At 40.3% G+C, this 25,441-nt stretch carries 23 protein-coding genes and 1 other RNA gene; 5 read left to right on the top strand and 19 right to left on the bottom strand.

Annotated features, from left to right (window positions below):
* Window positions 1–49: 49 nt before the first annotated feature.
* Window positions 50–1,729 (bottom strand): glutamine--tRNA ligase, encoded by a 1,680-nt coding sequence (glnS, locus tag KPF51_RS04930; RefSeq protein ID WP_005726301.1) that lies wholly within the window; start codon window positions 1,727–1,729, stop codon window positions 50–52.
* A gap of 477 nt (window positions 1,730–2,206) precedes the next feature.
* Between glnS and KPF51_RS04935 the strand changes: the two genes are divergently transcribed.
* Both KPF51_RS04935 and KPF51_RS04940 read left to right on the top strand, forming a co-directional pair.
* A complete protein-coding gene (locus KPF51_RS04935) occupies window positions 2,207–3,574 on the top strand; it encodes a TolC family protein (protein WP_211599582.1) in 1,368 nt (455 codons plus the stop codon).
* 55 nt (window positions 3,575–3,629) lie between these two features.
* Window positions 3,630–4,364, top strand: a complete 735-nt coding sequence (locus KPF51_RS04940; RefSeq protein ID WP_005726298.1) for a copper homeostasis protein CutC — start codon at window positions 3,630–3,632, stop codon at window positions 4,362–4,364.
* Here the strand turns inward: KPF51_RS04940 and rnpB are convergent.
* An RNA gene (gene rnpB / locus KPF51_RS04945) (RNase P RNA component class A) lies at window positions 4,358–4,737 on the bottom strand. The two genes, KPF51_RS04940 and rnpB, sit on opposite strands and share 7 nt — an antisense overlap.
* A 189-nt stretch (window positions 4,738–4,926) precedes the next feature.
* Between rnpB and KPF51_RS04950 the strand changes: the two genes are divergently transcribed.
* Together KPF51_RS04950 and KPF51_RS04955 are read left to right on the top strand one after the other, a co-directional pair.
* The gene (locus tag KPF51_RS04950) at window positions 4,927–5,862 is read left to right on the top strand and encodes a KpsF/GutQ family sugar isomerase (protein WP_005726295.1); all 936 of its coding nucleotides are present in this window, start codon (window positions 4,927–4,929) and stop codon (window positions 5,860–5,862) included.
* Window positions 5,862–6,407 carry an HAD family hydrolase gene (locus KPF51_RS04955; protein ID WP_005726292.1) on the top strand — a complete coding sequence of 182 codons (546 nt, stop codon included), beginning with the start codon at window positions 5,862–5,864 and terminating at the stop codon, window positions 6,405–6,407. The genes KPF51_RS04950 and KPF51_RS04955 overlap by 1 nt, the downstream gene beginning before the upstream one ends.
* A gap of 62 nt (window positions 6,408–6,469) precedes the next feature.
* Here the strand turns inward: KPF51_RS04955 and KPF51_RS04960 are convergent, their stop codons facing one another.
* From KPF51_RS04960 to KPF51_RS05040, 17 genes are all read right to left on the bottom strand, one after another.
* Window positions 6,470–6,952: a ClpXP protease specificity-enhancing factor gene (locus tag KPF51_RS04960; protein WP_061405999.1), complete on the bottom strand. Its 483-nt coding sequence runs from the start codon at window positions 6,950–6,952 to the stop codon at window positions 6,470–6,472.
* 6 nt (window positions 6,953–6,958) lie between these two features.
* Entirely contained in the window at window positions 6,959–7,597 is a 639-nt protein-coding gene (gene sspA / locus KPF51_RS04965) for a stringent starvation protein SspA (protein ID WP_005726291.1), read from the bottom strand.
* A 198-nt stretch (window positions 7,598–7,795) separates the two neighbouring features.
* Window positions 7,796–8,188 (bottom strand): 30S ribosomal protein S9, encoded by a 393-nt coding sequence (rpsI, locus tag KPF51_RS04970; RefSeq protein ID WP_005721962.1) that lies wholly within the window; start codon window positions 8,186–8,188, stop codon window positions 7,796–7,798.
* A gap of 16 nt (window positions 8,189–8,204) precedes the next feature.
* A complete protein-coding gene (rplM, locus tag KPF51_RS04975; RefSeq protein ID WP_005726289.1) occupies window positions 8,205–8,633 on the bottom strand; it encodes a 50S ribosomal protein L13 in 429 nt (142 codons plus the stop codon).
* A gap of 280 nt (window positions 8,634–8,913) precedes the next feature.
* On the bottom strand, window positions 8,914–9,258 hold the full coding sequence (locus tag KPF51_RS04980; protein ID WP_005726287.1) for a YegP family protein: 345 nt from the start codon (window positions 9,256–9,258) through the stop codon (window positions 8,914–8,916).
* A gap of 90 nt (window positions 9,259–9,348) precedes the next feature.
* Window positions 9,349–9,996 carry a GrxB family glutaredoxin gene (locus KPF51_RS04985; RefSeq protein ID WP_005726286.1) on the bottom strand — a complete coding sequence of 216 codons (648 nt, stop codon included), beginning with the start codon at window positions 9,994–9,996 and terminating at the stop codon, window positions 9,349–9,351.
* A 37-nt stretch (window positions 9,997–10,033) separates the two neighbouring features.
* The gene (gene recD / locus KPF51_RS04990) at window positions 10,034–12,007 is read right to left on the bottom strand and encodes an exodeoxyribonuclease V subunit alpha (RefSeq protein WP_061405998.1); all 1,974 of its coding nucleotides are present in this window, start codon (window positions 12,005–12,007) and stop codon (window positions 10,034–10,036) included.
* Window positions 12,007–15,696, bottom strand: coding sequence for an exodeoxyribonuclease V subunit beta (recB, locus tag KPF51_RS04995; protein WP_005726285.1), 3,690 nt, complete (start codon window positions 15,694–15,696; stop codon window positions 12,007–12,009). Before recB ends, recD begins: the two co-directional genes overlap by 1 nt.
* A 63-nt stretch (window positions 15,697–15,759) precedes the next feature.
* On the bottom strand, window positions 15,760–16,116 hold the full coding sequence (locus tag KPF51_RS05000; protein WP_005726284.1) for a DsrE/DsrF/TusD sulfur relay family protein: 357 nt from the start codon (window positions 16,114–16,116) through the stop codon (window positions 15,760–15,762).
* A 2-nt stretch (window positions 16,117–16,118) separates the two neighbouring features.
* The gene (locus KPF51_RS05005; RefSeq protein ID WP_005751392.1) at window positions 16,119–17,429 is read right to left on the bottom strand and encodes an NCS2 family permease; all 1,311 of its coding nucleotides are present in this window, start codon (window positions 17,427–17,429) and stop codon (window positions 16,119–16,121) included.
* Window positions 17,430–17,601: 172 nt separating this feature from the next.
* The gene (locus KPF51_RS05010) at window positions 17,602–18,696 is read right to left on the bottom strand and encodes a lytic murein transglycosylase (RefSeq protein WP_005751391.1); all 1,095 of its coding nucleotides are present in this window, start codon (window positions 18,694–18,696) and stop codon (window positions 17,602–17,604) included.
* A gap of 10 nt (window positions 18,697–18,706) precedes the next feature.
* Window positions 18,707–19,507, bottom strand: a complete 801-nt coding sequence (locus KPF51_RS05015) for a glycosyltransferase (protein ID WP_061405997.1) — start codon at window positions 19,505–19,507, stop codon at window positions 18,707–18,709.
* On the bottom strand, window positions 19,507–20,391 hold the full coding sequence (locus KPF51_RS05020) for a glycosyltransferase family 2 protein (protein WP_014391000.1): 885 nt from the start codon (window positions 20,389–20,391) through the stop codon (window positions 19,507–19,509). The genes KPF51_RS05015 and KPF51_RS05020 overlap by 1 nt, the downstream gene beginning before the upstream one ends.
* On the bottom strand, window positions 20,391–21,578 hold the full coding sequence (locus KPF51_RS05025; RefSeq protein ID WP_061405996.1) for a hypothetical protein: 1,188 nt from the start codon (window positions 21,576–21,578) through the stop codon (window positions 20,391–20,393). The genes KPF51_RS05020 and KPF51_RS05025 overlap by 1 nt, the downstream gene beginning before the upstream one ends.
* 9 nt (window positions 21,579–21,587) lie before the next feature.
* Window positions 21,588–22,373 (bottom strand): glycosyltransferase family 25 protein, encoded by a 786-nt coding sequence (locus KPF51_RS05030; RefSeq protein ID WP_061405995.1) that lies wholly within the window; start codon window positions 22,371–22,373, stop codon window positions 21,588–21,590.
* Between the two features lies 1 nt (window position 22,374).
* Complete coding sequence (locus KPF51_RS05035; protein ID WP_005726268.1) at window positions 22,375–23,301, bottom strand: glycosyltransferase family 52 protein; 927 nt, start codon at window positions 23,299–23,301, stop codon at window positions 22,375–22,377.
* Between the two features lies 1 nt (window position 23,302).
* Window positions 23,303–24,502: a flippase gene (locus KPF51_RS05040; protein WP_005753890.1), complete on the bottom strand. Its 1,200-nt coding sequence runs from the start codon at window positions 24,500–24,502 to the stop codon at window positions 23,303–23,305.
* A 117-nt stretch (window positions 24,503–24,619) separates the two neighbouring features.
* Between KPF51_RS05040 and KPF51_RS05045 the strand changes: the two genes are divergently transcribed.
* The gene (locus KPF51_RS05045) at window positions 24,620–25,363 is read left to right on the top strand and encodes a YdcF family protein (RefSeq protein ID WP_005753889.1); all 744 of its coding nucleotides are present in this window, start codon (window positions 24,620–24,622) and stop codon (window positions 25,361–25,363) included.
* The last annotated feature ends 78 nt before the right edge of the window (window positions 25,364–25,441 follow it).

The raw sequence follows: 25,441 nt of genomic DNA on the forward strand, positions 1-25,441 counted from the left end.
GCCCATAAAAAAGAGCGCTTCAAAAAGCGCTCTTCAAACGGCAAGAAAATTAGAAGCCTTCTTTTAAACTCACGGTTAAATTGAAGACCAAATGATCTGGACGGCTATCTTTGCTGTCTGCACAATAATAACCTTCACGCTCAAATTGGTAAGCTTTTTCTGGCTGTGCATTGGCTAAACTCTTCTCCACCACACCTTGTTTAATCACCAATGAATCTGGGTTCAGTACTTGGTGAATATCCTCTGCGGCTCCTGGGTTTGCCACCGTAAATAAACGCCCATATTGACGGAATTCAGCAGGTAAATAATCTTCCGCAGACACCCATTGAATCACGCCTTTCACTTTACGTCCATCTGCTGGATTTTTCCCTAGCGTGTCAGGGTCATAAGTACAATAAACGGTTGTGATATTCCCCTCTGCATCTTTTTCAACACGTTCGGCTTTAATCACATAAGCATTACGTAAACGCACTTCTTTACCAAGCACTAAGCGTTTATATTGTTTATTTGCTTCTTCACGGAAATCCGCTTGATCAATATATAGTTCACGCGTAAAGGGTAATTCGCGTACACCTAGTTCATCACGATTAGGGTGGTTTGGTGCAGTCAGCATTTCTTTGCCACTGAAATTCTCAATCACAATTTTAAGTGGATTAATCACCGCCATTGCTCGTGGCGCATTCTCATTTAAGTCTTCACGAATGCAAGCTTCTAGTGCACTGAATTCCACCATATTATCTTGTTTAGTGACGCCAATACGACGACAAAACTCACGCAATGAAGCTGGCGTATAACCACGACGACGTAAGCCCGAAATCGTTGGCATACGTGGGTCATTCCAACCATCGACAATACCTTCATTCACCAGTTGTAATAATTTACGTTTAGAAGTGAGGGTCGATTCTAAATTTAAACGCGAAAATTCATACTGGTGCGGCAATGGACGCGCAATCGAAATATTTTCTAATACCCAGTCATACAAACGGCGATTGTCTTGGAATTCCAATGTACAAAGCGAATGAGTAATGCGCTCAATAGCATCAGAGATACAATGAGTAAAATCATACATTGGGTAAATGCACCATTTATCACCTGTTTGGTGATGGGTCGCAAATTTAATCCGATAAATTACTGGATCGCGCATGACAATAAACGGAGACGCCATATCAATTTTCGCACGTAAACAGGCTTTGCCTTCTGCAATTTCTCCGTTCTTCATTTTCTCAAATAACGCGAGGTTTTCTTCAATAGAACGATCACGATAAGGGCTATTTTTACCCGGTTCCGTTAACGTACCACGGTATTCACGCATTTCTTCTGGCGAAAGTTCATCCACATAAGCTAACCCTTTTTCGATTAACTCAATCGCATAGCCATAGAGTTGATCAAAATAGTCGGAGGCATAACGAGGCTCTCCTTCCCACTTGAAACCTAACCATTCTACATCTTGTTTAATCGAATCCACATATTCCACATCTTCTTTGACGGGATTCGTATCATCGAAACGTAAATTACACAACCCTTGATAATCTTCAGCGATACCAAAATTTAAGCAAATTGATTTGGCATGACCAATATGCAAATAGCCATTGGGTTCAGGTGGAAAACGTGTTTGGACACCGGTATGTTTGCCGGATGCTAAATCTTCATCAATGATTTGACGAATAAAATTGGTGGGACGTTTTTCTGTATTTTCAGCTGCGACAACATTTTCAACTGGATGACTCATTCTGACCTCGAATTCCATAATGGTTTTGTTATAAAAATACTCACTATTCTACCCTGTTTGCCACCAGAATACAAAAATACGCCGCATTTTCTTGTGGCTTTCGTCTTCCTATTTTTCATTTTAATGATAAAATGAACGAACGTTCATTCACTCAATAGCGATTTAGAAATCTGGCGTGCGCTTCTTTCCACTTCTCGCATGAATAAATGAAGGGAAAAATAAAAAACAGCGCCAAACTTAGTCAGTGAACAAAATATCATGGAGGAAATAACCGCCGCTTTCCTTCCCATAAAACAATTGTTCTCTTGTGCTAATAAACATATTTTTGTGCAATTCCTATTATTGCCATACTTTCTTTCACACGAGAGCAAACCAAGAATTGCAATGAAGGTTTTAGCACGTAAAGAGAAAAGTTGCTATAATCCATTCTCGCAAATGGTAAAGGCAACTCGCATTTTTTAACTAAGGATTGTAATCATGTTAAAACGAAACCCACTCACTTTTTTACTCTTATCAACCGCTTTGGTTGGTTGTGCTAATCTGGATGATTCTTATCAACTCGCCAAACAAGACTTTCATCAGTATGAAGAGGTGACAAAACAATATTCTGTGCAAGAAAGTTGGTGGGCGCTATATCATGATACACAGCTCAATGCATTGATTACGCAAGGATTAGACAACAATAAAAATTTGGCTAAAGCCGCCATCAATGTGAATAAAGCACTTTATCAAGCCAATTTATTAGGTGCAAATTTAGTTCCAGCCTTTAGTGGCAGAGTCGAATCCAGTGCAACACGTAACATAGAACACAGTCAACCTTCCAAGATTCAGCATAGTGGTTCAATCAATGTCAGCTATACATTGGATTTATGGCGACGCTTAGCCGATGCGGCTTCGGCTGGTGAGTGGGCATACAAAGCGAGCGCCCAAGATCTTGAAGCCGCCCGTTTATCGCTCATCAATTCTCTCATCGCAACCTATTACCAAATTGCTTTCTTAAATGATGCGCTACAAGCGACAGAAGGAACAATTAAATATTACACGCAGATTAATACTATCATGCAAAATCGTTTTAAACTCGGTGTAGCAGACAGTGCGAGTTCTGATCAAGCACAGCAAGCCGTATTAAGAGCGCGTAACCAGCTGATCACCTACCAAACGCAGCGAAAAGTGGCAGAGCAAACTTTACGTAATTTATTAAATTTAAAACCAAATGAAGCATTAAATATCAAATTCCCAAGCATTTTAAATGTGAAAACGCTTGGAGTGAATACTAATGTGCCTGTCTCAACAATTGCGAACCGACCAGATATTAAAAGCGCACAATACCGTTTAAGCAGCACCTTCAAAGATGCTAAAGCTGTTCAAAAGAGTTGGTTCCCAACTATTACACTGGGCGCAAACCTAGCCTCTGCAGGATCGAAAGTTGATACCGCGTTAGATACCCCTATGGCTAGTGGACTCGTCAGTATTAATCTGCCTTTCCTCAGTTGGAATACGGTAAAATGGAACGTCAAAATTTCAGAAGCAAATTATGAACTCGCCAAAGTGAGCTATGAACAAACGATCACCACGGCATTAAATGAAATTGATACCCATTATTTCAGCTATCAACAATCACAAGCGAATTTAGCGAATCTACAAAAAGCAGATGCCTATAACAAACGCATTACACAGTATTACAAAAATCGCTATGATGCAGGCGTATCACCGTTACGTGATTGGTTAAGTGCCGCCAATACGGAGAATGATGCGAAATTGGCGATTTTAAATGCAAAATATCAACTTATTCAGCAAGAAAATACTATTTATAGCGCCATGGCAGGGTATTACTCAGCAAAATAACAAGAAAGAGGCAACTTGCCTCTTTTTTATTAACAAGAATCTTGGATAACTTCTCATGAAAATCGAAGTCTGTATTGATAATATTGAATCGGTACACATTGCGCAAAATGCTGGCGCCGATCGTTTAGAACTTTGTGCTTGCCTCTCCGTTGGCGGCGTTACGCCCTCCTATTCGTTGATAAAAAGTGCGGTCGATTTTGCTAACATTCCTTGTTATGTCATGATCCGACCAAGAGCAGGAGATTTTTTGTTCAGTACGCAAGAAGTCAACATGATGCTCGAGGATATTCGCCTTGCTAAACAGCTCGGCGCTCAAGGCATTGTGATCGGTGCATTGACCAAACATGCAGACATTGACCTTTCGGTTTGCGAAACATTAATACAGGCAGCAGAAGGATTGGGCGTCACTTTTCATCGTGCCTTTGATCTCTGTCGCGATCCCGTCACGAGCTTAGAACAATTAATTCAGTTAGGTTGCGAACGCGTATTGACTTCTGGACAAAAAGCCAGCGCAGTAGAAGGACAACCGTTAATCAAACAGCTTGTCAGTCAGGCATCAAACCGTATTCGTATTATGGCTGGTGCCGGCATCAATGCACAAAATGCCGCCTTATTAGTGAAAAATACGGGAATTACCGAATTGCATTTATCTGGAAAAGGTTATCGTTTAAGTGAAATGCCATATCACGCGAACGCTGTAATGGGGGAAAATAGCGAAGATGACCAAAAAATCTGGCGAACGGATTTTGCTACAATTCGTGCAGTTAAAACCGGTGTAGAAAAGTACTGAGTTGGTCGATAAGCCGAGTTCTGTCGCGGACAATCATTCCTCTAGGCGTACATTCGCACATACGCTCAAGCAACCTACCCGAATCCTGAGCGGGCCACTCATTGGATTCCTATTTGGTCTTGCTACGAGTGGAGTTTACCCTGCCATGTACTGTTGCCAGCCATGCGGTGCGCTCTTACCGCACCCTTTCACCCTTACCAGCCGAAACTGGCGGTCTGCTCTCTGTTGCACTTGTCGTAGGCTCGCGCCTCCCAGGCGTTACCTGGCACTCTGCCCTGTGTAGCTCGGACTTTCCTCTCGTCTATTTGTCCCACTAGGTCGTCATAAAGACGGTTAAGGGCTTCAATAAACCAGCGATTGTCTGACCAACTCAGGCGCGCAGTATAACGTAATTCTCCCCCAAAAGACAGAACTTATTTGAAACGCCACAAAAATCTACCGCACTTTTGAGCTTTTCTTGATACAAAACATTCTCTTACTCCAAATAAATGGAAAACTCAAAATCAAACGAAAATCTTATGTTATAATTCCCCCAGTTTTTATGTCGATAAAGGACTCAGAAATGAATTATTTGCAAATCGCACGTGAAACATTGGCGGTCGAAGAACAAGCACTGGCACGTTTAGGTCAGCGGCTTGATACCCACTTTAACGAAATCGTTGAGTTAATTTTACAGTGCCAAGGACGCTTAGTGATCGGCGGGATCGGAAAATCGGGGTTAGTGGGGAAAAAAATGGTCGCCACTTTTGCTTCTACTGGAACGCCCAGTTTTTTCCTACACCCGACAGAAGCCTTCCACGGTGACTTAGGTATGCTCAAACCAATTGATATTGTCATGTTGATTTCTTATAGCGGTGAAACAGATGATGTCAATAAACTCATTCCTAGCCTCAAAAATTTTGGCAATAAAATCATCGCCCTCACGGGAAACCCAAATTCAACCCTCGCCAAACACTCTGATTATGTCCTAGATATCAGTGTTGAACGTGAAGTCTGCCCTAATAATCTTGCCCCTACGACCTCTGTGCTGGTCACAATGGCATTAGGCGATGCCTTAGCGGTTGCCTTAATTAAAGCGCGTGATTTTAAACCAGCTGACTTCGCACGCTTCCATCCAGGCGGTAGTCTTGGACGGCGTCTATTATGTCGCGTCAAAGATGAAATGCAGACGCGTCTGCCTGTCACACGCTTAGAGACCTCTTTTACAGACTGTCTGAGTATTATGAATGAAGGACGAATGGGGGTTGCTTTAGTAATGGAACAAAATCAATTAAAAGGGATCATCACTGATGGGGATATTCGTCGTGCGCTTACGGCTAATGGTGCAGAAACCTTACGTAAAACAGCACAAGATTTAATGACATCGAACCCTAAAACCATTCATCAAGATGCCTATTTAGCTGAAGCTGAAGCCTTTATGAAAGAGAAGAAAATCCACTCTTTAGTGGTGATTAATGATCAACAAAATGTGGTTGGCCTAGTGGAGTTTACAAGCTAATGTTAACGGAAAAACTCAAAAAAATTAAATTTGTGATTACAGATATCGACGGTGTACTGACCGACGGCTCTTTGCATTACGATGCCCATGGTGAAGCTTTCAAAACCTTTCATGTTCGTGATGGTTTGGGGATCAGAATGTTAATGGAATCTGGCATTCAAGTCGCAGTACTCTCGGGGCGAGATTCCCCGATTCTACGCAAACGTATTGCAGATCTAGGTATCCAACACTTTTTCCTCGGCAAATTGGAAAAAGAAAGCGCCTGTCTTGAATTGATACAACAAGCCAATGTCTGTGCGCAAGAAACGGCTTATATTGGTGATGACAGCGTTGATCTGCCTGCTTTTGCCGTCTGTGGTGTTGCCTTTGCAGTACAAGATGCGCCGGCTTATATCAAAATGCACGCTGATCACGTACTAAGCCTGAAAGGTGGACAAGGGGCCTTTCGTGAAATGTCGGATATGATTTTAGCGGCACAGAATAAAAGTGACATCTACACAAGTGCACAAGGCTTCTTAAAAGCCGCAAAAAAAATGACACAATAAACCGTCCGCAACAAAAAAACACGCGTAAAAGCGTGTTTTTTTATGAAGAAAGAAAACCTCTCTTATTTAATAATTCTTAAATGAGAAGTCGCTTTTTTTTCCGCCGTTTTGTCTTTGTTTGTGCTTTTTTGAGTATTCTCACTGGTTTTTGGTTTATCAACAGCCTCAACAAAGCTCAGTGGCTGCTCAACACCAATATTTTGTGTTGCGAGCTCATCATAAATCGCTTCAGGTTCAAACAGTACACCATCACCATTTTCACGAGCATAAATGGCTAACGCAGCCCCCATAGGAATAAAAATATCTTGTGAAATACCACGAAAACGCGCGCTAAACTGAATACTTTCATTGCTTAGTACCAGATTACCTGTCGCATTCGCAGATAAATTGAGGACAATTTGCCCATCTTTGACATATTCCACAGGGACTTTCACACCAACATAAGTCGCATCCACCACTAAATAAGGGGTGAAATCATTATCCACTAACCAATCATAATACGCTCTTAACAAGTAAGGACGCTTTGGTGATGATTTATGTAGCATACTGAATTATTTCTCATCCATTAAGTTTTTCGGAGCCGACACGCCTAAAGATTGCATAAATGAATCACGTTCAAAAACACGTGCCATGTAAGCTTTAATTGCTTTGCTACCCGCCCCACTGAAATCCACACCCAGTTCTTGCATACGCCATAATAATGGGGCGATATAACAATCTACTAAACTAAACTCTTCGCTCATAAAATAAGGCATCTGCGTGAAAATAGGCGCAATCGCTAAAATCTCTTCTCTTAATTGTTTTAATGCGACAGCACGTTCCGCGTCAGTGCCTTTTTCAGCTTTTGCTAATACTGGGTACCAATCTTGCTCAATACGTAACATTAATAAACGGCTTTTCCCACGTGCCACTGGATAAACAGGCATCAAAGGTGGATGAGGGAAACGCTCATCAAGATATTCCATAATAATACGTGAATTAAATAACACTAAATCACGATCAACTAATGTCGGCAACGTGCCATACGGATTTAATTCCATTAAATCTTCTGATACGACTTGAGGATCTACAACTTCCGTTTCATAAGCAACACCCTTTTCAGCCAAAACAATCCTTACTTGGTGGCAATAAATATCTGTTTTATCTGAAAAAAGTGTCATTATTGAACGTTTATTTGCAGCGCTTGTCATCTATTCCTCCGACAGCTCTAAAATGAATTAAAATTTATTAAACTTTGCCTGATTCTGGCATGATTTTATATAAAAAATGGGCATTTATTCTACCACAAATCGCCCACTGATTTCCAAAGATTCTCGTAAATTTTATTGAGATAAAAAAATTGCAAGCCTTTTGGGCTTGCAATCTGAATATAAAACGTAAAAGAAAAATTAACGTTTTGAGAATTGTGGACGACGACGCGCTTTGCGTAAACCCACTTTTTTACGTTCAACTTGACGTGCATCGCGAGTAACGAAACCAGCTGCGCGTAATACAGAGCGTAAACTCTCATCATATTCGATTAATGCACGAGTGATACCGTGACGGATTGCACCCGCTTGACCAGAAATACCGCCACCTTTAACAGTAACGTATAGGTCTAATTTTTCAGTCATTTCAACCAACTCTAACGGTTGACGAACGATCATACGTGCTGTTTCACGACCGAAATACACGTCTAAATCACGTTGGTTGATAGTGATTTTACCACTGCCCGGTTTAATAAATACACGAGCTGAAGAGCTTTTGCGGCGACCTGTGCCGTAGTTTTGATTCTCTGCCATATCCTAAACCTCGTGATTAAATATCTAAAACTTGTGGTTGCTGTGCAGCGTGGTTATGTTCAGAACCTGCATACACTTTCAATTTACGATACATTGCGCGACCTAATGGACCTTTTGGCAACATACCTTTTACCGCAATTTCAATCACTGCTTCAGGACGGCGTGCGATCATTTCTTTGAAAGTCGCTTGTTTGATGCCACCTACATAGCCAGTGTGCCAGTGGTAAAGTTTATCGCTTTCTTTGTTACCGGTTACAGCAACTTTCTCTGCGTTAATGACGATGATGTAATCACCCGTATCAACGTGTGGCGTGTATTCCGCTTTATGTTTACCACGAAGGCGACGTGCTAATTCAGTCGCTAAACGACCTAAAGTTTTACCTGTCGCATCTACTACATACCAGTCGCGTTTAACCGTTTCTGGCTTTGCTACAAAAGTTTTCATTAATTAATTACCAATAAAATAATATTAATACCCAGTGTTTATGTTGTTTATTCACCCATAAACACAACCATGAATCTTAATCAAGCACCCCTTCGAGTGTGATCTCGATAAAATAATGTCTGGTGGGAAATCCAGTACATTCACAGGGTCGCAAGATTATACTCGAGAAAAAAAGGAAAAGCGACTACTTTTTGTTAAATTTTGCCACAGAAAAAGCAAGAGAAAGGAAAAAAGAAAACCGTCTGCGACTTACGGATTCACCACAAACGGTTTGATTGGCTTATGCTTCGCTTGTCAAATCTTTAATGACTGTTGAAGCGGCATTTTTGGTCACTGACACAATCCCTTTTTTAGCAGAGACGGACGAGGAATAATATTGACTACGACCAATTTCTTGATGATTTTTTGCTTTTAAAACGAAATAAGGCTTATCGTTTTTTGCAACACGGACTTCAAAATTTTTTTCATCAAGACCATTTTTTTGGACCGATGCAATGCCATTTTCAGCGGCAGAGCGTGAACGATAAAGTTCGCTAGTTAAAATCACTTGGCTATTTGCAGCTTTTAAATTAAACATAAATTGACCATCTTTTGCCAATTTCAGTTCATACCAACCTAATGCCATATTGTTCTCCTTCTTATAAAGTTCCCATGAGACGAAATTCTCATCAACAAGAATAAAATTTTTGGCGAAAATTGCAACCTTTTTAACCAATTAAATTGCCTGTGAGGTGTAAAGTTCAACTTTACTCAATTCGGACAAACGTTTGATATACTTTTCTAAGCGCGCAGGAAAACGAAGTCCTTTGACACAAGTTAAGTTTCTCAGCAACGGAAAAACTAAAATATCTTCGAATGACAAATGCTGATTTAATGAAGTTTCCCCCATTACGAGCGCAGATAATTTTTCAAGATCTTGTGTTAAACGTGCAAGATAAGTCGGCGTATTATTGAAATGTTGCGTAAAATCACCCACATAGTCGGTTTTCTTTTTGGTGAAATAATCAATCGCACTTTGCGTAGCAAATTCCGCCAAGTCCAGTTTTACGAAACGTGGCATCAATAAATAATTAGAATAACTCGTGATTTCCGCTAACAATGCCTCAATTTCTGGACGAACCGCTGTCTGTAAAATTGCTTCCCCATAATGTGCGTCAATGTATTTCACAATATCTAAGCTTTCTGGCATGGCAGTACCGTCTTCTTTCACTAAAATAGGCACCACTTTTTTTCCCACTAAACGAATTGGGGTTTCTTCATCATCATTTAACAGAACATGTTTTTTGAAGGGTATGTTCTTTAAGCCAAAAATCATCATCGCACGGACACAATAAGGGCAATGATCATAAACATAGAGTTCCATTTTTTTACTCCTTTTAATTTACATGAAATAGTTTACTCTAATCAGATTTGTTAAATAATTCAACTAACAATTGGTTCAAGCCACTTTGTCTTTTTACTGGATTTTTCACCGCACTTTTCCAAATTTCGGCACTTGAAAAAACGGTTAATTGCTGTTTCGCACGTGTCACGCCTGTATAAATCAATTCACGTGATAAAATCGGGTTAGGTTCGGTCGGTAATACTAAACACGTGTGTGCAAACTCAGACCCTTGTGATTTATGTACCGTCATCACAAACGCGGTCTCATAGTTTGGCACACGGCTAGCGAGCACAGTTTTATAATGCCCTTGTCCCTGCTCAAACCAGACTTTACCTTGTCCTAAAAATAAGCCAATGTCGCCATTATATAAGCCAATATGGCGATCATTTTGCTGGATCATAATTGGTTTACCTAAATACCAATCGCGTTCGTGTTTAAAATCAAGTAAGCCTTTTTGTTGTAAGCGTTGCGCGATTTTCTGATTTAGCTGTTCTACCCCTAGCTCCCCAACGCGTAATGCTGTTAAGAAACGAACCGCATTAAACAAGACAAAAATTTCTCCCACTTGTTGTTCATTCAGTATAGGTGACTGTTGTTGTAATGCTTTCAGTTTCACTAAATAATCTGTGTATTTTTCAACCGCACTTTTTACCACTAACGCTACACACGCTTGGCTATATAAACTCGGGTTATCTCCTTTTAATAAGGTAACCTGATCAAAATCCACCATTTCGATATCATTAAAATGGGTAAATGCGTTCCAACTTACCTCAACATTGCCTTGATTAATCGCCTGCGCTAATTGTCCAATCCCAGAATCCCCCGAAAAACGATGACTATGATGCAAACGGCATAAATGATCACGCAACGGGGAACCTTGATCTGACGAAATTAACTCAATATCCGCCACTGCTTTTAAATACTGGGTTAACGTAGGACTATAGGCGTGTTGAGAAAATTCAGACAACGCTCCCAACATTTCCCCTGCTTCCACAGGAGACAATTGATTTTCATCTCCAAGCAAAATTAATTTGGTATTCGGTTTGAGTGCCTGTAATAATTTCGCCATTAATGGCAAGTCAATCATAGACGCCTCATCGACCACCAACACATCCAATGGCAATGGATTGTTTGGATGAAAGGTGGGTGTTTCTTCAAAAAAACGTATGCCCAATAAACGATGTAAGGTCTGTGCTGTAGTCGGAATAGAGGCAATTAAATCGGCACTGATCGCCATATTTTCTTGTGCTAAACGCGTTAACGCACCATTAATTGACTCCGTCAAGCGTGCTGCCGCTTTGCCTGTAGGTGCAACTAACTTAATCTTAAGCTGACACGCAGAAAGTGTCTGTAACGCCAAGAGTAAACGTGCGACAGTAGTGGTTTTCCCTGTTCCTGGACCACCTGTAATCAAACAAAATGGTTGTTTTAACGCGGTCGCTACTGCTACTTTTTGCCAATTCACCCCTTCTATTTGCTGTACCGCAGGAAAATAGTGCATTAAGATCGCGTTGATTTGCTCATAAGCAATAGGCGCTGTCTCAGCCCCCCGCTGTACTGCACGTTGAAGATAATGAGCAACTCGGTATTCATCTTGCCAGATACGATAAAAATAAAGCGCATTAAACTGAAACACTAAAGGGGCGACTTTTTCCAGCGGCGTTGCTGTAAACGCTATATGATCCGCCAAGCTTGATTGCCAACATTCAATCGGTAGAAAAGCAATTTTTTCTTGAATAATATGGAGATAATGCTGCTCTGCTGTTCGATAAGCCAAATTAAAATAATTAGATTCCAGCCCTTTCTCTAGAAATAAGCAAGTATTGCCTTGTTGATAGCTGTAACTACAAAGTGCGGCAAGCAATATGGCTAAATTTTTCTGTTCCCGCGACAGTTCATCTGGTTGCTTACCCGCGATCAATTGCGCAAAGTAGTAATCTCCTTCACTGATCACCTTGTGTTGTTTTAATTCTTTTAAGGTAGCAAGCATTAAAAAAGCTCCTCTAATTCTTGAATCAAATTAGCATCTGGCTTATGAAAAGAGATCCCCTGTTGATCCTTTCCATTCATGCCACGTAAAAAGGTGTACAAGACACCACCAAAATGGGTTGCATACTGATAATGAGGATCACGCAAGGTTAAATAACGATGTAGCGCCAAAGTATAAAATAAATACTGCCAGTCATAATGTTGTTCCAGCATGACCTGCTGTAAATGCGCAGGTGCATAGTCCGAAGGAGAAGTTCCCAATTTATTCGATTTATAATCCAACAGATAATACTGTCCATCATAGCGGAAAACCAGATCAATAAAGCCACGCAACAACCCTTTTATACCTTGTTTAAGGGTGTGTAATTGTAATGGTGCTGAAATAAAACGGTATTTTTGTAACAACTGATTAAATTTATGTGCTTGAAATTCATGTTCAAATTTCAAATAAAATTCCATTTCTTTTATGCAATCCTGTGCACTGAGAGCAGATAAAGTTACTGGGTGTTCGCGTAATAATGGCGTGTTTAAAATGGTTGTGAACCATGTCTGCAAGGGTTCAAGCCATGTCTCCTCTAATTGCAACGCCTGACACATTTGAGCCACCGCTGCCCTGTCCACGGGTTGATCTAAAGGGAACTTTTCAAAATAACGATGCAGTACTTTACCAACCATTGTACCTGCTGGAAAATCAAAAGGCGTATAGCCTTTGCTATACCCCGCCATCTCCGCCACAGGTGCGAGTGCAACATTGCGTCCTAACGAAACATCATAATCTTTATGATCGAGCAAGAATGACACATCCGGCGTTTTTTCTTCTTCTGCCTGTGTAAGTAACTGCATTGTTTTTTCATGCAATGCACTGATCGCGCTAAAGCTAGTCACTTGCCAATTACGTTCAATATTACCATGAAATTCTGCACATTGTAGCACCTGATCCGCGCTATTCTCTTTTATGCTAGTGCTCAGATGAATCGGTAATGCCTCAAATTCCTCCACCTGAATCTTAACATCGGGATAGACAACACGTTGCTGGAATGCAGTCAGTGCCGCACGGACATCAGTTTGTGTCATTGCGCCTTGGGTTAACACATATTGTAAGCAATTCCAATGACTGACAAAGGTTTCAGGTAGCGCCATAACAACTTGGTATTTTGCGCGAGTTAAGGCAACATAAAACAAACGCATAGCTTCCGCACGTTGTTCTTGTTCAATCTCAGTTTGATGTGTTTCGTTGAGATCCCAAAGTACCTGTCGTTTTTCGTGATGGTAATAAGTATCAAGCAACGCGCGATTCGGTTTTGGTGCATCCGCAATAAATGGCAACCAGACTAAATCATATTCCAACCCTTTCGACTTATGGATCGTCACAATTTTGACAAGCTGACGCTCACTTTCCAAGCGAATTTGTTGCTCTTCTTGGCGATTTTCACCTTGAATTTGCTTCTCAAACCAGCGCAATAAACTCGCCGCACTTTCATTCAAAGTACTCGCTTCTTGCAACAATTCGGCAAGATGCAATAAATCCGTTGTTTGACGCTCACCGCCTACTTGACTTAACAATTTTTCCATGATTTTTTCATCTAGGAAAAGGCGATGTAACATCACTAAAATCCCTTGCCATTGCCAAATCCGTTGGTAATTCACAAATCGCTCAACGACCTGTGTCCAACGTTGCTCATCTTGTTTAATCTCACTGATTTCACGTGTGGTTAAGGCAAAAATACGCGTCGCAATGGCGTTTAAAATATTGCGCTCACTAAAAGGATGTAAACATGCGGTTAAAATCAAGGCTAATTCTTGAGCCTCATGGCAATCAAATACGTTACTTTTATCCGATAAATAAACCGACGCAATACCTACTTTTTGTAACGCCTCGCTGACAAATGACGCTTCTTTCCAATCTTTTACCAACACTGCAATTTTTTCCGCGCGCAAAGGTTGTCTTTTTTCTTCCTCTTGTTTTGCCTCGGCAGAATAAAAAATTGCGTCATGTTGAACCGCACTTTGTAACCACTGTTGAATCGAACGAGCACAAATCGTCGCTAACGTTTGCTTTTGGGCTGAAGTCAGGTTCCCACTGGCTTTTTTGGCAACCCCAACATCCCCCACATAACAACGGAATGGAGGTTCTTGTTGCCCATTTAACCAGAATGTTGGTTTATTTTGGCAAGCTGCGACAGGCAGAAATTGAATTTGCGGATATAAAAAAGGTAAGCCTTGTTCAAACTGAAATAAACTGTTGACGGCATTCACTAAACGTTGTTCCGAACGCCAGTTCGTGCCTAATGTAAATCGTGCATCCGCTTGTTCAGCCGCTTGAAAATAAGTGAAAATATCCGCACCACGGAATTTGTAAATGGCCTGCTTAGGATCGCCAATCATAATGAAACCATTTTCTGTGGTTTGTTGGTGCAAGTAAATCTTGGAGAAAATGTGATATTGCTGAGCATCGGTGTCTTGGAACTCATCGATCATCGCAAAGGGATACTGCACGCGAATAAACTGTGCAAGTTCTTCGCCTTGCGCTGAATAAAGTGCGTCACGTAACAAACGCAATAAATCGTCAAAATTTTTCTCTGTATGCTGCGCTTTATACGCAATCAAGGTCTGTTGCACACCACGTAAATAATAATAGCGTAATAATTTCGCGTAAAAAGGCTGAACGTCAAGTTGTGCATTGACTTCTTCGACTAACGCAAAAACAGGATGGCTCAACGGTGTTGCCCCTTCTTCTGCGTAAGTATTTAACGCACTTTGGCTAAAATATTTACTTAACTTATCATTTAATCCACTGACCAATGGCGAGGTTGCCCACTCATGAATGACCTTAAACCAATTGAGGACATTTGGCTTTTTAAAAGTGGTACGTTTGAGTCTTTTCTTTTCCCCTTTCGGATAGGTTTTCTCTAACTCCGCCAATATCAATGCTTGAATTTCTGCTTCCTGTGCAAGCCATTGTTGTTTTAATCGCTGGATATTTTGTTGTTGTGGTGCGATATGTTGTTGTAAAAAATCTTGCAATGGCATCGCCAGCCACGCTTGATATGCCGGTTCAACCTGTAAATCTTGTGCAATATATTGGCGTAGCTCAGAAAATACTGCTTGGGGGGAACCTAGCGTTTGGTGAATATAATTGGCAACCAAAAACGGCTGTGAATAAAAATGTTCACGCCAAAACGCTTTAAACAAACGCTCAAGTAACGCTGTTTCATCTTTGTTTAAAGTAAGATTGAAATGAACTCGCGAATGAAAGGCATATTGCATCAACATACGACGACAAAAACCATGAATCGTATAAATCGCCGCAAGATCCATGGTCTGTTCTGCGATAGTTAAACGTTGAATCGCTAGATCAAGATCGGAAATTGAAGCAAGACATGCTAACAGAAAAGGATCATCTTGCAAGGCTTGTTCACCTTGCTCTTGATACGCGATCAAGGCTTTTTTGGCTTGATGAATACGCTCTCGAATTCGCCCTTTCAGTTCTTCCGTCGCGGCTTCCGTGAAAGTGACCACTAAAATCTGTTCAACCGTTAACGGCTGGGAAAAGCTGTTTTCCCCGGCTTGCAATAATAAGCGCAAATAAAGCGAACCAATCGTATAAGTTTTCCCTGTCCCTGCGGAAGCTTCAATCAAACACACTTTATTTAACGGTAGAGTTACGGGGTTGAGAACAGCTGTATCCATCATATTTTCTCGCTATCAATCAAAGATAAGAAAAGTGCGGTCTAGTTTACCGCACTTTTTCACTTAAAAGTTTAAGACGTTATCCGCCGCAAAGGTCCAATCTGCAAGCTCAGATAAGGTACCAATTTCTACTCCTTCGGCTAAAGGGAGTTCCGAGATCCCCCTCGTATTAGTACAAGTTTTACACAACTTCACTTGTGCACCTTGTGCTGTGAGAATTTCCAACGCTTGTTGTAAATGGTAGCCTTCTGCTGGATTTTGTTTTGCCAGACCTCCAGTTACCGCATCGGACATTAAAAATAATTTAATCTCAACCGCACTTTTGTGTTGCTCTTGTAACTGTAAGGCTAAACGTAAGGCACTAAAAAAATTTTCATTGCCATAAGGGGCAGCACTAATAATAAAAAGGAATTTTTTCATCATTAACCTACCCAAATAAATTTAATCAAAAACAGTAAAGATACCACCCAAACTGGCGCATTGATTTCTTTCACACGACCGGTACAGGCTTTCATGACACAATAGCTAATAAAACCAAATGCAATCCCTTCTGTAATCGAATAGGTAAACGGCATCATGGCAGCCGTAATAAAAGCAGGCGTCGCTTCTGTTAAATCTTCCCATTTAACACGAATCAGGCTAGATGCCATTAAAATTCCAACATACACCAATGCCCCTGCTGTAGCATAAGCTGGCACCACACTGGCTAAAGGCGAAAAGAAAATGGTTAATAAAAATAATACGCCAACGGTAATTGCAGTTAATCCGGTACGTCCTCCGACTGACACACCGGCGCCACTTTCAATATAAGTACTGATGGCGGAAGTCCCCATATAAGACCCTGCTACAGCACTTACACTATCCACATAAAGCGCTTGTTTCATTTTAGGGAAACGCCCACGTTCATCACTAAAGCCCGCTTTATCGGTTACACCGAGTAATGTGCCTGATGAGTCAAATAAATTGACCAGCAAGAAAGAGAAAATAATGCCCAGTAACGCTGTATCTAATGCTCCCGCAATATCCACTTTACCAACGACCGTACTTAAACTTGGTGGCATAGACATGATCCCATTAAATGTCACATTAGGGTCAATAAAAAAGGCTAAACCGGTCACAACCGCAATCGACACTAACACACCAGAATAAATATTACGTGCAGCTAAGACCACGATAATAAAGAAACCTAAAATACCGAGAAGGACTTTAGGATCATGTAAATGACCTAATGCAACTAATGTGACAGGGTTAGCGATCACCAGTCCCATATTTTTAAAACCAATCAGAGCAATGAATAAACCAATTCCTGCACCAATTCCCACACGCAATCCCAACGGAATCGATGCCATGAGCCAATAACGAATTTGGAAAATAGTTAATACCAATAGACCGAGCGATCCCCAAAAAATAGTACCCATACCAATTTGCCAAGAATAGCCTAATTTTCCCACAACAACATAAGCAAAAAATGCATTTAAGCCCATGGCGGGTGCGAGTGCAATAGGAAGATTGCTAAACAATCCCATAGCAATAGTACCCAATGCGGCAATTAAACAGGTCGTGACAAATACGACTTGTTTATCCATGCCTGCGTCGCCCAAAATAGACGGGTTAACAAAAACAATATACACCATAGTAAAAAAGGTGGTGATACCGGCAATAATTTCTGTTTTTAAGGTTGTTTTTTTCTCAGTCAATTTAAAAAAACGATGAAGAAAAGATTGATTTTCCATTATGATTCCTAAGTGATGATGAAAATGAAATGCTGAAAAACAGGATAAAATGAGAGGTGTTTTTCCACCGAATTTTAACAAAAGAAAAGCCTTGATGCATTGTTTTTTCACTCAAAAATCAACACATCAAAGCAAATGATGACGGGGAGGCAATCGTTTTACATCAATCGCGTTACAAACCTAACTGATGTTTAATGCGATCAGCAAACATGCCAATACTCACCGCAAAATAATTTGAGCGATTCCAATCGAGTAATGTGCGGTAATTATTTGACACTAAAAAGGCGCGCCCTACTTCACGATCAGGTTGCACAAGCCATAAATCTGCACCAGAAAGTGCACTCAGCTTTTCTTGATTTTGAAGGCTATTTGACTTGAGTGCGACGCCTAAATGTTGCCAAGCTGTTAAGGGGCGTTTTTTCTGATGCTCAATACCAGACAAGGCGATATCGAGAGGTTTGGTCAACTGCACTTCTACCCCCCATGGTAATTGTTTATCCCAACCCACTGTACTCAAATAACTGGCAATTGAGGCAAACACATCATCGTGATTTTTCCAAATGTCTTTTTCGCCGTCGTGATTACCATCGGCGGCATAGCGTAAATAAGAACTTGGCATAAATTGAGTTTGTCCCATCGCTCCCGCCCATGAGCCTAACATTTTCTGGCGAGGGATATCACGACGTTCTAACATTTTCATGGCAGAAACAAATTCACGGCTAAACAAGCTTTCTCGGCGTCCTTCAAAAGCTAAAGTAGCCAATACAGACAGTACATCATATTGCCCTTGATAATGCCCAAAACTGCTTTCCATACCCCATAAAGACATGAGGTATTCTTTTTGCACACCAAAACGTTGACTTGCCTTTTCTAATTGGGCTTGTTGTTCCCAATAACGTGAGGTCGCCACATCCACTTTACGTTGTGTTAACACCCGATTAAGATAATGCGTTGTGCCATGTGGATTAGAACGAACGGGCGCATTAGGATCACGTTTTTGAACACGACCTGCTTGTTGTCTATCAAGCTCAATCGCTCTGGAAATATACTGGATATCATTATGATCATTGAGCGTTTGCTCAGAGACGCCTTCAGCACGCGCTTTGCGTTTTAAAAAGAGCACATAATCTGAAAAGTTTTCTACCTGACGCGCTTTTTGGAATTGGCTTCCTGCCGCTAATGGCGTAATAGGCGGCTTATTTGCACAACCAACTAAGATAAGGCTCATCAATAATGCACTGAGGCGAAACCATGATTTAACTAACACAATACCTGTCCTACTTTCTTAAAAATTGATAAATGATACGTAACAATGAAGTGGGCAATAAGCGTGGTAATGCCCGTAATAAAAAGGTGAATAAGCCTGATAACATACCCTGTAACTTTACGCGATATTTCAACTTAAATAAGCGCCATTCCGCTTGTGCTTGAGCAAGCCCCCGGCGACGCCCCACCATGCCATTTCCGACACGAGCATAAACCAAAATATCAGGTAAGTTCGCCACATTGTGACCACTTGCCACTAATTTAATCCACAAATAATAATCTTCTTGCAGATCTTCATAACCACCACAAGCTAAGACAGCCTGTTTTTGATAAGCCACTGTCATATGATTAAATGGACAGCGCTTTCGGGTAAATTGCACAATATCGGCTTTGCTAAGTGGCACGTTTCGATAACTGACAATCTCATCAAGCGACTGCCCAAATTCGGCAATTTGTCCACCCACAATGATTACATCGGGATGTTGCTGGATATAGCCTACCTGTTTTTCAAAACGAGTCGGCACACAAATATCATCGGTGTCCATGCGAAATACCCAATCATAAGAACAATGCAATAAGCCTTCATTTAACGCCTTACCCAAGCCACGATTTTGTGTCAATTTCACTGTTTTAATCGGTAAGCGCATTTCAAACTGCTGTACAACCGCTTCTAATTCTTCACTGACCGGACCGTCAAACACTAATACAATTTCATCTGCGGGTAAAGTTTGCTGTTGTAAGCTCTCGAAACATTCCCTTAAATACAAGGGATTTTCTTTCACATACAAAGACATCAAAACAGAAAATTTCATTAAATAAACCTTTTCATCTGAATAACCAATTTAGGCGAAAGACAAGTGAGTAACGCCAATATGCCATATTTAAGTTGCCCACTTTTGCGAAACATGCCGGCGTAATAACGTGCAGCACCCCGTGATAAATTCATCATATATGGATACGCCAGCATATATAACGCATTTAACTCAAACGCTTGTGCTTGTTGTGTCGTTTTAACATAACGTGCTTTAATTTCTTCAATCGCCTGTTCCGTATGTGAAGTATTGGTGGATACACTGGCACGTTTAGTATGAAAAGTACAACGTGTCAATGCTTGCTCCACATATAAAGGTTGGAAATCCTCATCAGACACCAGCTTTAACAAAAATTCATAGTCTTCCAATGCCCTTAAATAAGAAGATAACCCGCCAACTTTTAAAAAAAGCGATTTTTTCACCGCAATCATCGGCATCCCACCAATTTTATTGGCACGGAGCAAATTCTCTAAGGTTAATAACGCAGGGTCTGCATAAGGGTGGGTCTGGTAAGTAAACCCTTCATTAACCATCACACAGTATGCTGGATGATAGATAAAGTTCACTTCCGGATGCTGAGCGATAGCTTGAGCTAAAACAGCACATTTTTCCGCTAAAAACCGATCATCATCATCTAAAAAAAGCAACCAGTCATAACGTGCTTGTCTTGCCCCCACATTACGACTTTCTGCCGCCCCTAAATTTTGCGGATTGCGGATGACTGTGCAAGGGAAAGCATATTCTTGATTGAGCTCAACCGGTTCACGGGAACAATCATCGACAATAATCACTTCAAAATGCGTTACGGTTTGCTGATGCAAACTTTCCAACAACGCAGGGATTTCCGCTTTTCGATTGTAAGACGGCACAATAATACTAAACATTATGCCACCTCCCGTGTTTGACAGAAAATACGGTATTTTCCCGTCGTGCCAAATAAAGATAAAAACATCAGTAAAACCAGCATAATACCGGGAAAGGCATAGGTGTCAGCTTTAACATGTAATACACTTAAAATAAATACGGTGGACAGCATAAAGCGCCAACTACCGTCAAACCAATTATCCGCCACACGTTTGACGAAATAGACAGTAAACAAAAAACACACTACTAAATAACCTATGCCACCATACAAGACTTGACGAATAAAACCTGAATCTGTACCGCCATAATATTTGCCGTCTGGCGTGTAATAGTAACCATCGCCTATTAAGAATTGTTTAACTGTTGGGATAAATAAATGATTTTTGATCAAATTCTCACTCGATGAACTGATTCTTGCTACATCTTGATGTGACAGTAAATTAATCACTGGTTCTAACGCATGTGCGACATATTTATGTTGTGGGAAATTCAGGGCGAAGAACAACACAAGACCAGCAAACAAGAACAAGACTGGTAAATAACGCCATTTAAAATAAATCAAAATACTAACAACAGACAACATAAAGAAGGTTCGGCCTGAAATTAAGCCAATAAACAGCAATAAAAACACAAATATTGGCGATATTTGATTCGTTTTTACATTATAGGCCAATAAAAAATGTAACAGCATCAAATAGAAAATACTGAGCTGGAAAAACGCGGAAGAAGTGAGATTGTATAAACGGTATTCTTGCTCTGACTGATAAAAGCGAGGTAATAGCGTATTCGTTGATAACGCAAAATCAATCATAAAAGCCACGCCCATAAGTGCAACGATACCCACGACGGTTTGTACCACAATCCCGATTTTTAAATCACGTATCAACTGTGTTTTGCCTTGATGATGGCAATAAAATACATGATAAATCGCCACTCCAAACAAAAACAGTAACAAAGTTTTGACATACATTTTGGCGACAGCAAACTCGTTTGTCCCGTTTATCAGCGTCGGTATGAGACTCAATAAAATCAACGCAAGAATCACGCCAATACTGTCTAGCGGAAGCAAAATACCTTGTGGTAACTGTTTTTGATATACCCGATAAGCTAACACCACACAGGCAATCACACCGCTAAAAAAGGCCATGCGAAAAACATGCGCTAACCAAGGATCGTACAAATAAAAGAAATTCAATAATGCTGACATACCCTGTACCTAACCTTTAATCTGAAAATTACGTTGAATTGCTAACCATTTTTTCAACGGATATTTCAGCCATTTCTGCCATAAATGATGTGAAACCGAGCCTCGATTCGCCTCTAAATTACTGACTAATGCGGGGTTTTCAATCGCCAATAATGGGCGCACGACCATGATGTCCAAGCAAAAATCGCGACCAAATAAGATAAAATCATCCGCTAACCAGAATGGACGTTGTCCTTGTTGTGGTTGTTCAATAAATACTCGAGCCGCAGATTTCTTAATCAAATACGCCACGGTTCCTGCAAAGTAATTTTTATAAGGATATGCGTAATAAAATGACGAATGGGCAATTTTCTTTGCACAACACGCAAATGTCGTCGGATAATTAATTTCGAGCTCGCTTGACTCAAAGTGATCAATTTTTGATTGTCCAACTAAAATGACATCTGCCTGCGGTTTTTGTGTCAGTAACGTCTCAAGATGTCGCTGAAAACCTTGATTAAACAGCACATCGTCTTCACAGACTAAAAAATAGTCATTTTCTGATATCGTGGCATCGCCTACGATCTGTTGGTACACTGCAAGATGACTGAGCGTACACCCCACTTCCCCTTTAGTCACCGCTCGCCCATAATATTGTTGAAAACGGTTAAGATCAAAAAGTGCGGTCAAATTTTCCCAACTTTCCTGCATGGTATTCATTGCAGAAAAGACAGTGAAGTCCGCCGTATCTGGTTGAGCAAAAAAATGCTCACGACGCGCGTGATCTTTTTCTAATGAAATAAGCCATTTCTGCATATTACTCTCTTATATCAATAACGTTAACGCCTAGCTCATCAAACAAATCATAACAAGCATCATAGGCGGGATTTTCTGTGTCAATTTTTAATGCTACCACTTCAATATTGTCACTTTTATTCATGATATTAATAATGGCGCTACTAAAATATGTATAAACACAGTATTTGTGGGTTTGACATTGCTGAAGAATATAATCTTCAAAGATCAATTCCGTATCAATGTAATTGACTTGGGCTAAACGATACTTTTCGCGTGGATGAGGCAAATAATAATGAATATTAAATTGTTTGATCACGCGTTCCGCTAAGGCAATATTGCGTTCATCTTCAGCAAAAACGGGTTGCCCAAGCAATACGTTAATCACCGCTGAAGTGACTTTTTCACTGTTATCTGCTGCGACCAATTCAATCGGCTTTACCCGTTCAATAATATTCTTGAAGCCTTTATAAATAGTGTAGTGTGTATGGGATAAAGCGCGTAATGATTGAATACTGTATTTATTACCTAACAGCACATTAATCAGTTTTCGCTGCAACGTGGCAGGGTCATCTTGGTAAAAAAGACTATTCGGTACAATATTAATTGTGCCGTCATCAAAGGTATTTAACAGATTAAAGTCAATGGCACTTAATAAAAACTGAATTTGTAAGTCATTAATGTTTGCCACAAAAACCTGATCAAAGTGCTTACCCGAAAATGTTCGTTTTAAATACAGAATTTCTTTTAATAGATTGAAGCGATCCTTATGCTGCACCATGGAAAAAAAACCTTGGCACTGTTGCGCAAGCCGCTTTGCATAAAAATCAAATTTTTTATTACTGACTGTTGAAAGCATGACACCATAAAATGGCGTATGCGGAAATTTAGCGATAATTTTTTCTGCAATCAACACCTGTAACGGTGTACAACAAATAATCAAATTCATTTTACTTTCCTACTTTAGCCGTCATCCAATACAACACCGGTAAAATGCTGACTGCACCAATAATACTGGCTAATGGCACAAACTGGATCTCGGTGAGGGTCAAACCCAATAAGCTGATCACATAAATCAATGTGGTTAACACAGAACAAATCGAAATTGACTTATTCTGACCATGATAAAACAGATAATTCACTAAAATCAGATAAGGCACCACGAGGGTCGTGGCAATCAAAAAAAGCACAATATAGTATTTAGTACCAACAAATTGGCTCCCTAATAACCAAACAACAAATGGCTCTGGAATAAACCACATGATCAAAGCAGGGATCGGCACCAATAACAAACTGTATCTTGCCCATCGTTGTACCTGTACTAATGTGATGCGTTGCTGTTTTAAGCCCTCAAAAAAATAAGGGACTAAGGCTTTATTTAACACTTGAATCAGAATCATCACAATTGCTGCAATTTGTGCGCCCATCGCGTACAGCCCCAGTTCCGCTTCACTAAAGGCATGATAAATAAAAATCCGGTCTAACTGTCCACGTAAAAATAGACTGACATTATGAAAGATTAATGGCAAGCCAAAGCCCAATAGATAATAAAGTGCGGTCTTATACTGACGAAAATTAAACGATTTTATCCGTGTTTTTTGGCGATATAAAAGATAAGCAAACAGAAAAACTAACAAATTACTGAATAAAATCGCCAAAATCCGCTTTTCTACCAACTCGGTTTGATACATTTCTAACATGAAAACGGTGATACCTGCGGATAAACTTGCTGAAAGAAATTGGATGACAGAATACGCCACAGCCTGTTTCTGACATTGCCGAACACTTAATTGGACCGCTAAGAAAGATTGAAAAATCGCAGAAAGAGCTAAATACGCCAACATCTCTGCCTTAAAGAAGAAGCAAAATGCTAAGATCACGCTACCAATAGACAAGGTATAAGCGTATCCCGCATTTACCACTAAATTTAAGGCGCGTTTACCATAAACGTAAAAAAAACGCGCAATGGCACCTTCTTGGCTTAACCCAACTATAATCAGAAATAAGGCAAGATAAGTTTGATAGTAAGACAGTTCACCAAAGCCCTCTACCCCTAATTTACGGGACAAATACGGTAATAAAAGGAAAGGCACCGATCTGGAAATCAACTCTCCGAATAAATAAATTGCACTGTCTTTAATGGCTTTCATGCTGTGCTCTAGGTCAAATAACTAAGGCGCCATTTTAACAACAATACAATTTTAAACAATAGACAACCAAGGGGAGATCATGAATAATAGTACACCTTTTACTTATCTTTACTTAACATGTTCGGACTCACAAAACTCATTACTGTCGTTATTCTTCCGCCATTTAATGTGCTGATTCTTTGGCTATTGTCTTTGCTCTTTTCTGTCTTACATTACAAAAAACTCAGCCGTTTATGTGCACTCCTAGGTCTCACGATCCTCTATATTTTTAGTTTGCCTTATACTTCACATAAGATTGAAGATAGCTTAGTCATTGAAGACAAGTTAAGCCTAGCTGATTATCAACAAGCCCAGGCGATTGTATTACTTGGAGGCGGATTACGTGATAGCAAAGAGTTATACGACAAGCTGACGGTGAGTGCGATCCCGCTAGAGCGCGTTCGTTATGCTGCTTATTTACAAAAGCAAACCCAACTTCCATTATTGATTACAGGTAGTTCACCAAAAGGAATTTCAGAAGCGCAAATCATGGCAAATGAACTCAATGCTTTCTTTTCTGTTCCAACAACATGGGTAGAGGGTAAGGCAAGAACTACCAAAGAGAATGCTTTGTTTAGTCGTGAGATTCTCGAAAAAGAAGGCATTAAACGCGTTATTGTCGTAACAAACCAATGGCATATGCAACGTGCTAAACTGCTTTTTGAACAACAAGGATTCGAGGTTTTACCTGCTAGTGTAGGGCACGGTATTTCACCCCAAAGTTATGGACTTAATGTGATGTATTTTATCCCACAAGCGGGTGCCCTGAACAAAAATATGTTGCTGTTAAAAGAATGGCTCGGTTATTGGAAAGAAAAGTAAATCACGTTTTCGCTCTCTTATTGTTCGCTTAATTAAATATCAGGCATAAAAGAACAGAGGATGTTTTCTCAAGCTGAT

Source organism: Pasteurella sp. XG20 (assembly GCF_018968665.1).
Lineage (GTDB): Bacteria > Pseudomonadota > Gammaproteobacteria > Enterobacterales > Pasteurellaceae > Pasteurella > Pasteurella multocida.

Bases quoted from the DNA above. Each gene is read 5' to 3' on its own strand.
- glnS (WP_005726301.1), bottom strand. From the start codon at position 1,729: ATGAGTCATCCAGTTGAAAATGTTGTCGCAGCTGAAAATACAGAAAAA.
- KPF51_RS04935 (WP_211599582.1), top strand. From the start codon at position 2,207: ATGTTAAAACGAAACCCACTCACTTTTTTACTCTTATCAACCGCTTTG.
- KPF51_RS04940 (WP_005726298.1), top strand. From the start codon at position 3,630: ATGAAAATCGAAGTCTGTATTGATAATATTGAATCGGTACACATTGCG.
- KPF51_RS04950 (WP_005726295.1), top strand. From the start codon at position 4,927: ATGAATTATTTGCAAATCGCACGTGAAACATTGGCGGTCGAAGAACAA.
- KPF51_RS04955 (WP_005726292.1), top strand. From the start codon at position 5,862: ATGTTAACGGAAAAACTCAAAAAAATTAAATTTGTGATTACAGATATC.
- KPF51_RS04960 (WP_061405999.1), bottom strand. From the start codon at position 6,952: ATGCTACATAAATCATCACCAAAGCGTCCTTACTTGTTAAGAGCGTAT.
- sspA (WP_005726291.1), bottom strand. From the start codon at position 7,597: ATGACAAGCGCTGCAAATAAACGTTCAATAATGACACTTTTTTCAGAT.
- rpsI (WP_005721962.1), bottom strand. From the start codon at position 8,188: ATGGCAGAGAATCAAAACTACGGCACAGGTCGCCGCAAAAGCTCTTCA.
- rplM (WP_005726289.1), bottom strand. From the start codon at position 8,633: ATGAAAACTTTTGTAGCAAAGCCAGAAACGGTTAAACGCGACTGGTAT.
- KPF51_RS04980 (WP_005726287.1), bottom strand. From the start codon at position 9,258: ATGGCATTAGGTTGGTATGAACTGAAATTGGCAAAAGATGGTCAATTT.
- KPF51_RS04985 (WP_005726286.1), bottom strand. From the start codon at position 9,996: ATGGAACTCTATGTTTATGATCATTGCCCTTATTGTGTCCGTGCGATG.
- recD (WP_061405998.1), bottom strand. From the start codon at position 12,007: ATGCTTGCTACCTTAAAAGAATTAAAACAACACAAGGTGATCAGTGAA.
- recB (WP_005726285.1), bottom strand. From the start codon at position 15,696: ATGGATACAGCTGTTCTCAACCCCGTAACTCTACCGTTAAATAAAGTG.
- KPF51_RS05000 (WP_005726284.1), bottom strand. From the start codon at position 16,116: ATGAAAAAATTCCTTTTTATTATTAGTGCTGCCCCTTATGGCAATGAA.
- KPF51_RS05005 (WP_005751392.1), bottom strand. From the start codon at position 17,429: ATGGAAAATCAATCTTTTCTTCATCGTTTTTTTAAATTGACTGAGAAA.
- KPF51_RS05015 (WP_061405997.1), bottom strand. From the start codon at position 19,507: ATGAAATTTTCTGTTTTGATGTCTTTGTATGTGAAAGAAAATCCCTTG.
- KPF51_RS05020 (WP_014391000.1), bottom strand. From the start codon at position 20,391: ATGTTTAGTATTATTGTGCCGTCTTACAATCGAAAAGCGGAAATCCCT.
- KPF51_RS05025 (WP_061405996.1), bottom strand. From the start codon at position 21,578: ATGTCAGCATTATTGAATTTCTTTTATTTGTACGATCCTTGGTTAGCG.
- KPF51_RS05030 (WP_061405995.1), bottom strand. From the start codon at position 22,373: ATGCAGAAATGGCTTATTTCATTAGAAAAAGATCACGCGCGTCGTGAG.
- KPF51_RS05035 (WP_005726268.1), bottom strand. From the start codon at position 23,301: ATGAATTTGATTATTTGTTGTACACCGTTACAGGTGTTGATTGCAGAA.
- KPF51_RS05040 (WP_005753890.1), bottom strand. From the start codon at position 24,502: ATGAAAGCCATTAAAGACAGTGCAATTTATTTATTCGGAGAGTTGATT.
- KPF51_RS05045 (WP_005753889.1), top strand. From the start codon at position 24,620: ATGTTCGGACTCACAAAACTCATTACTGTCGTTATTCTTCCGCCATTT.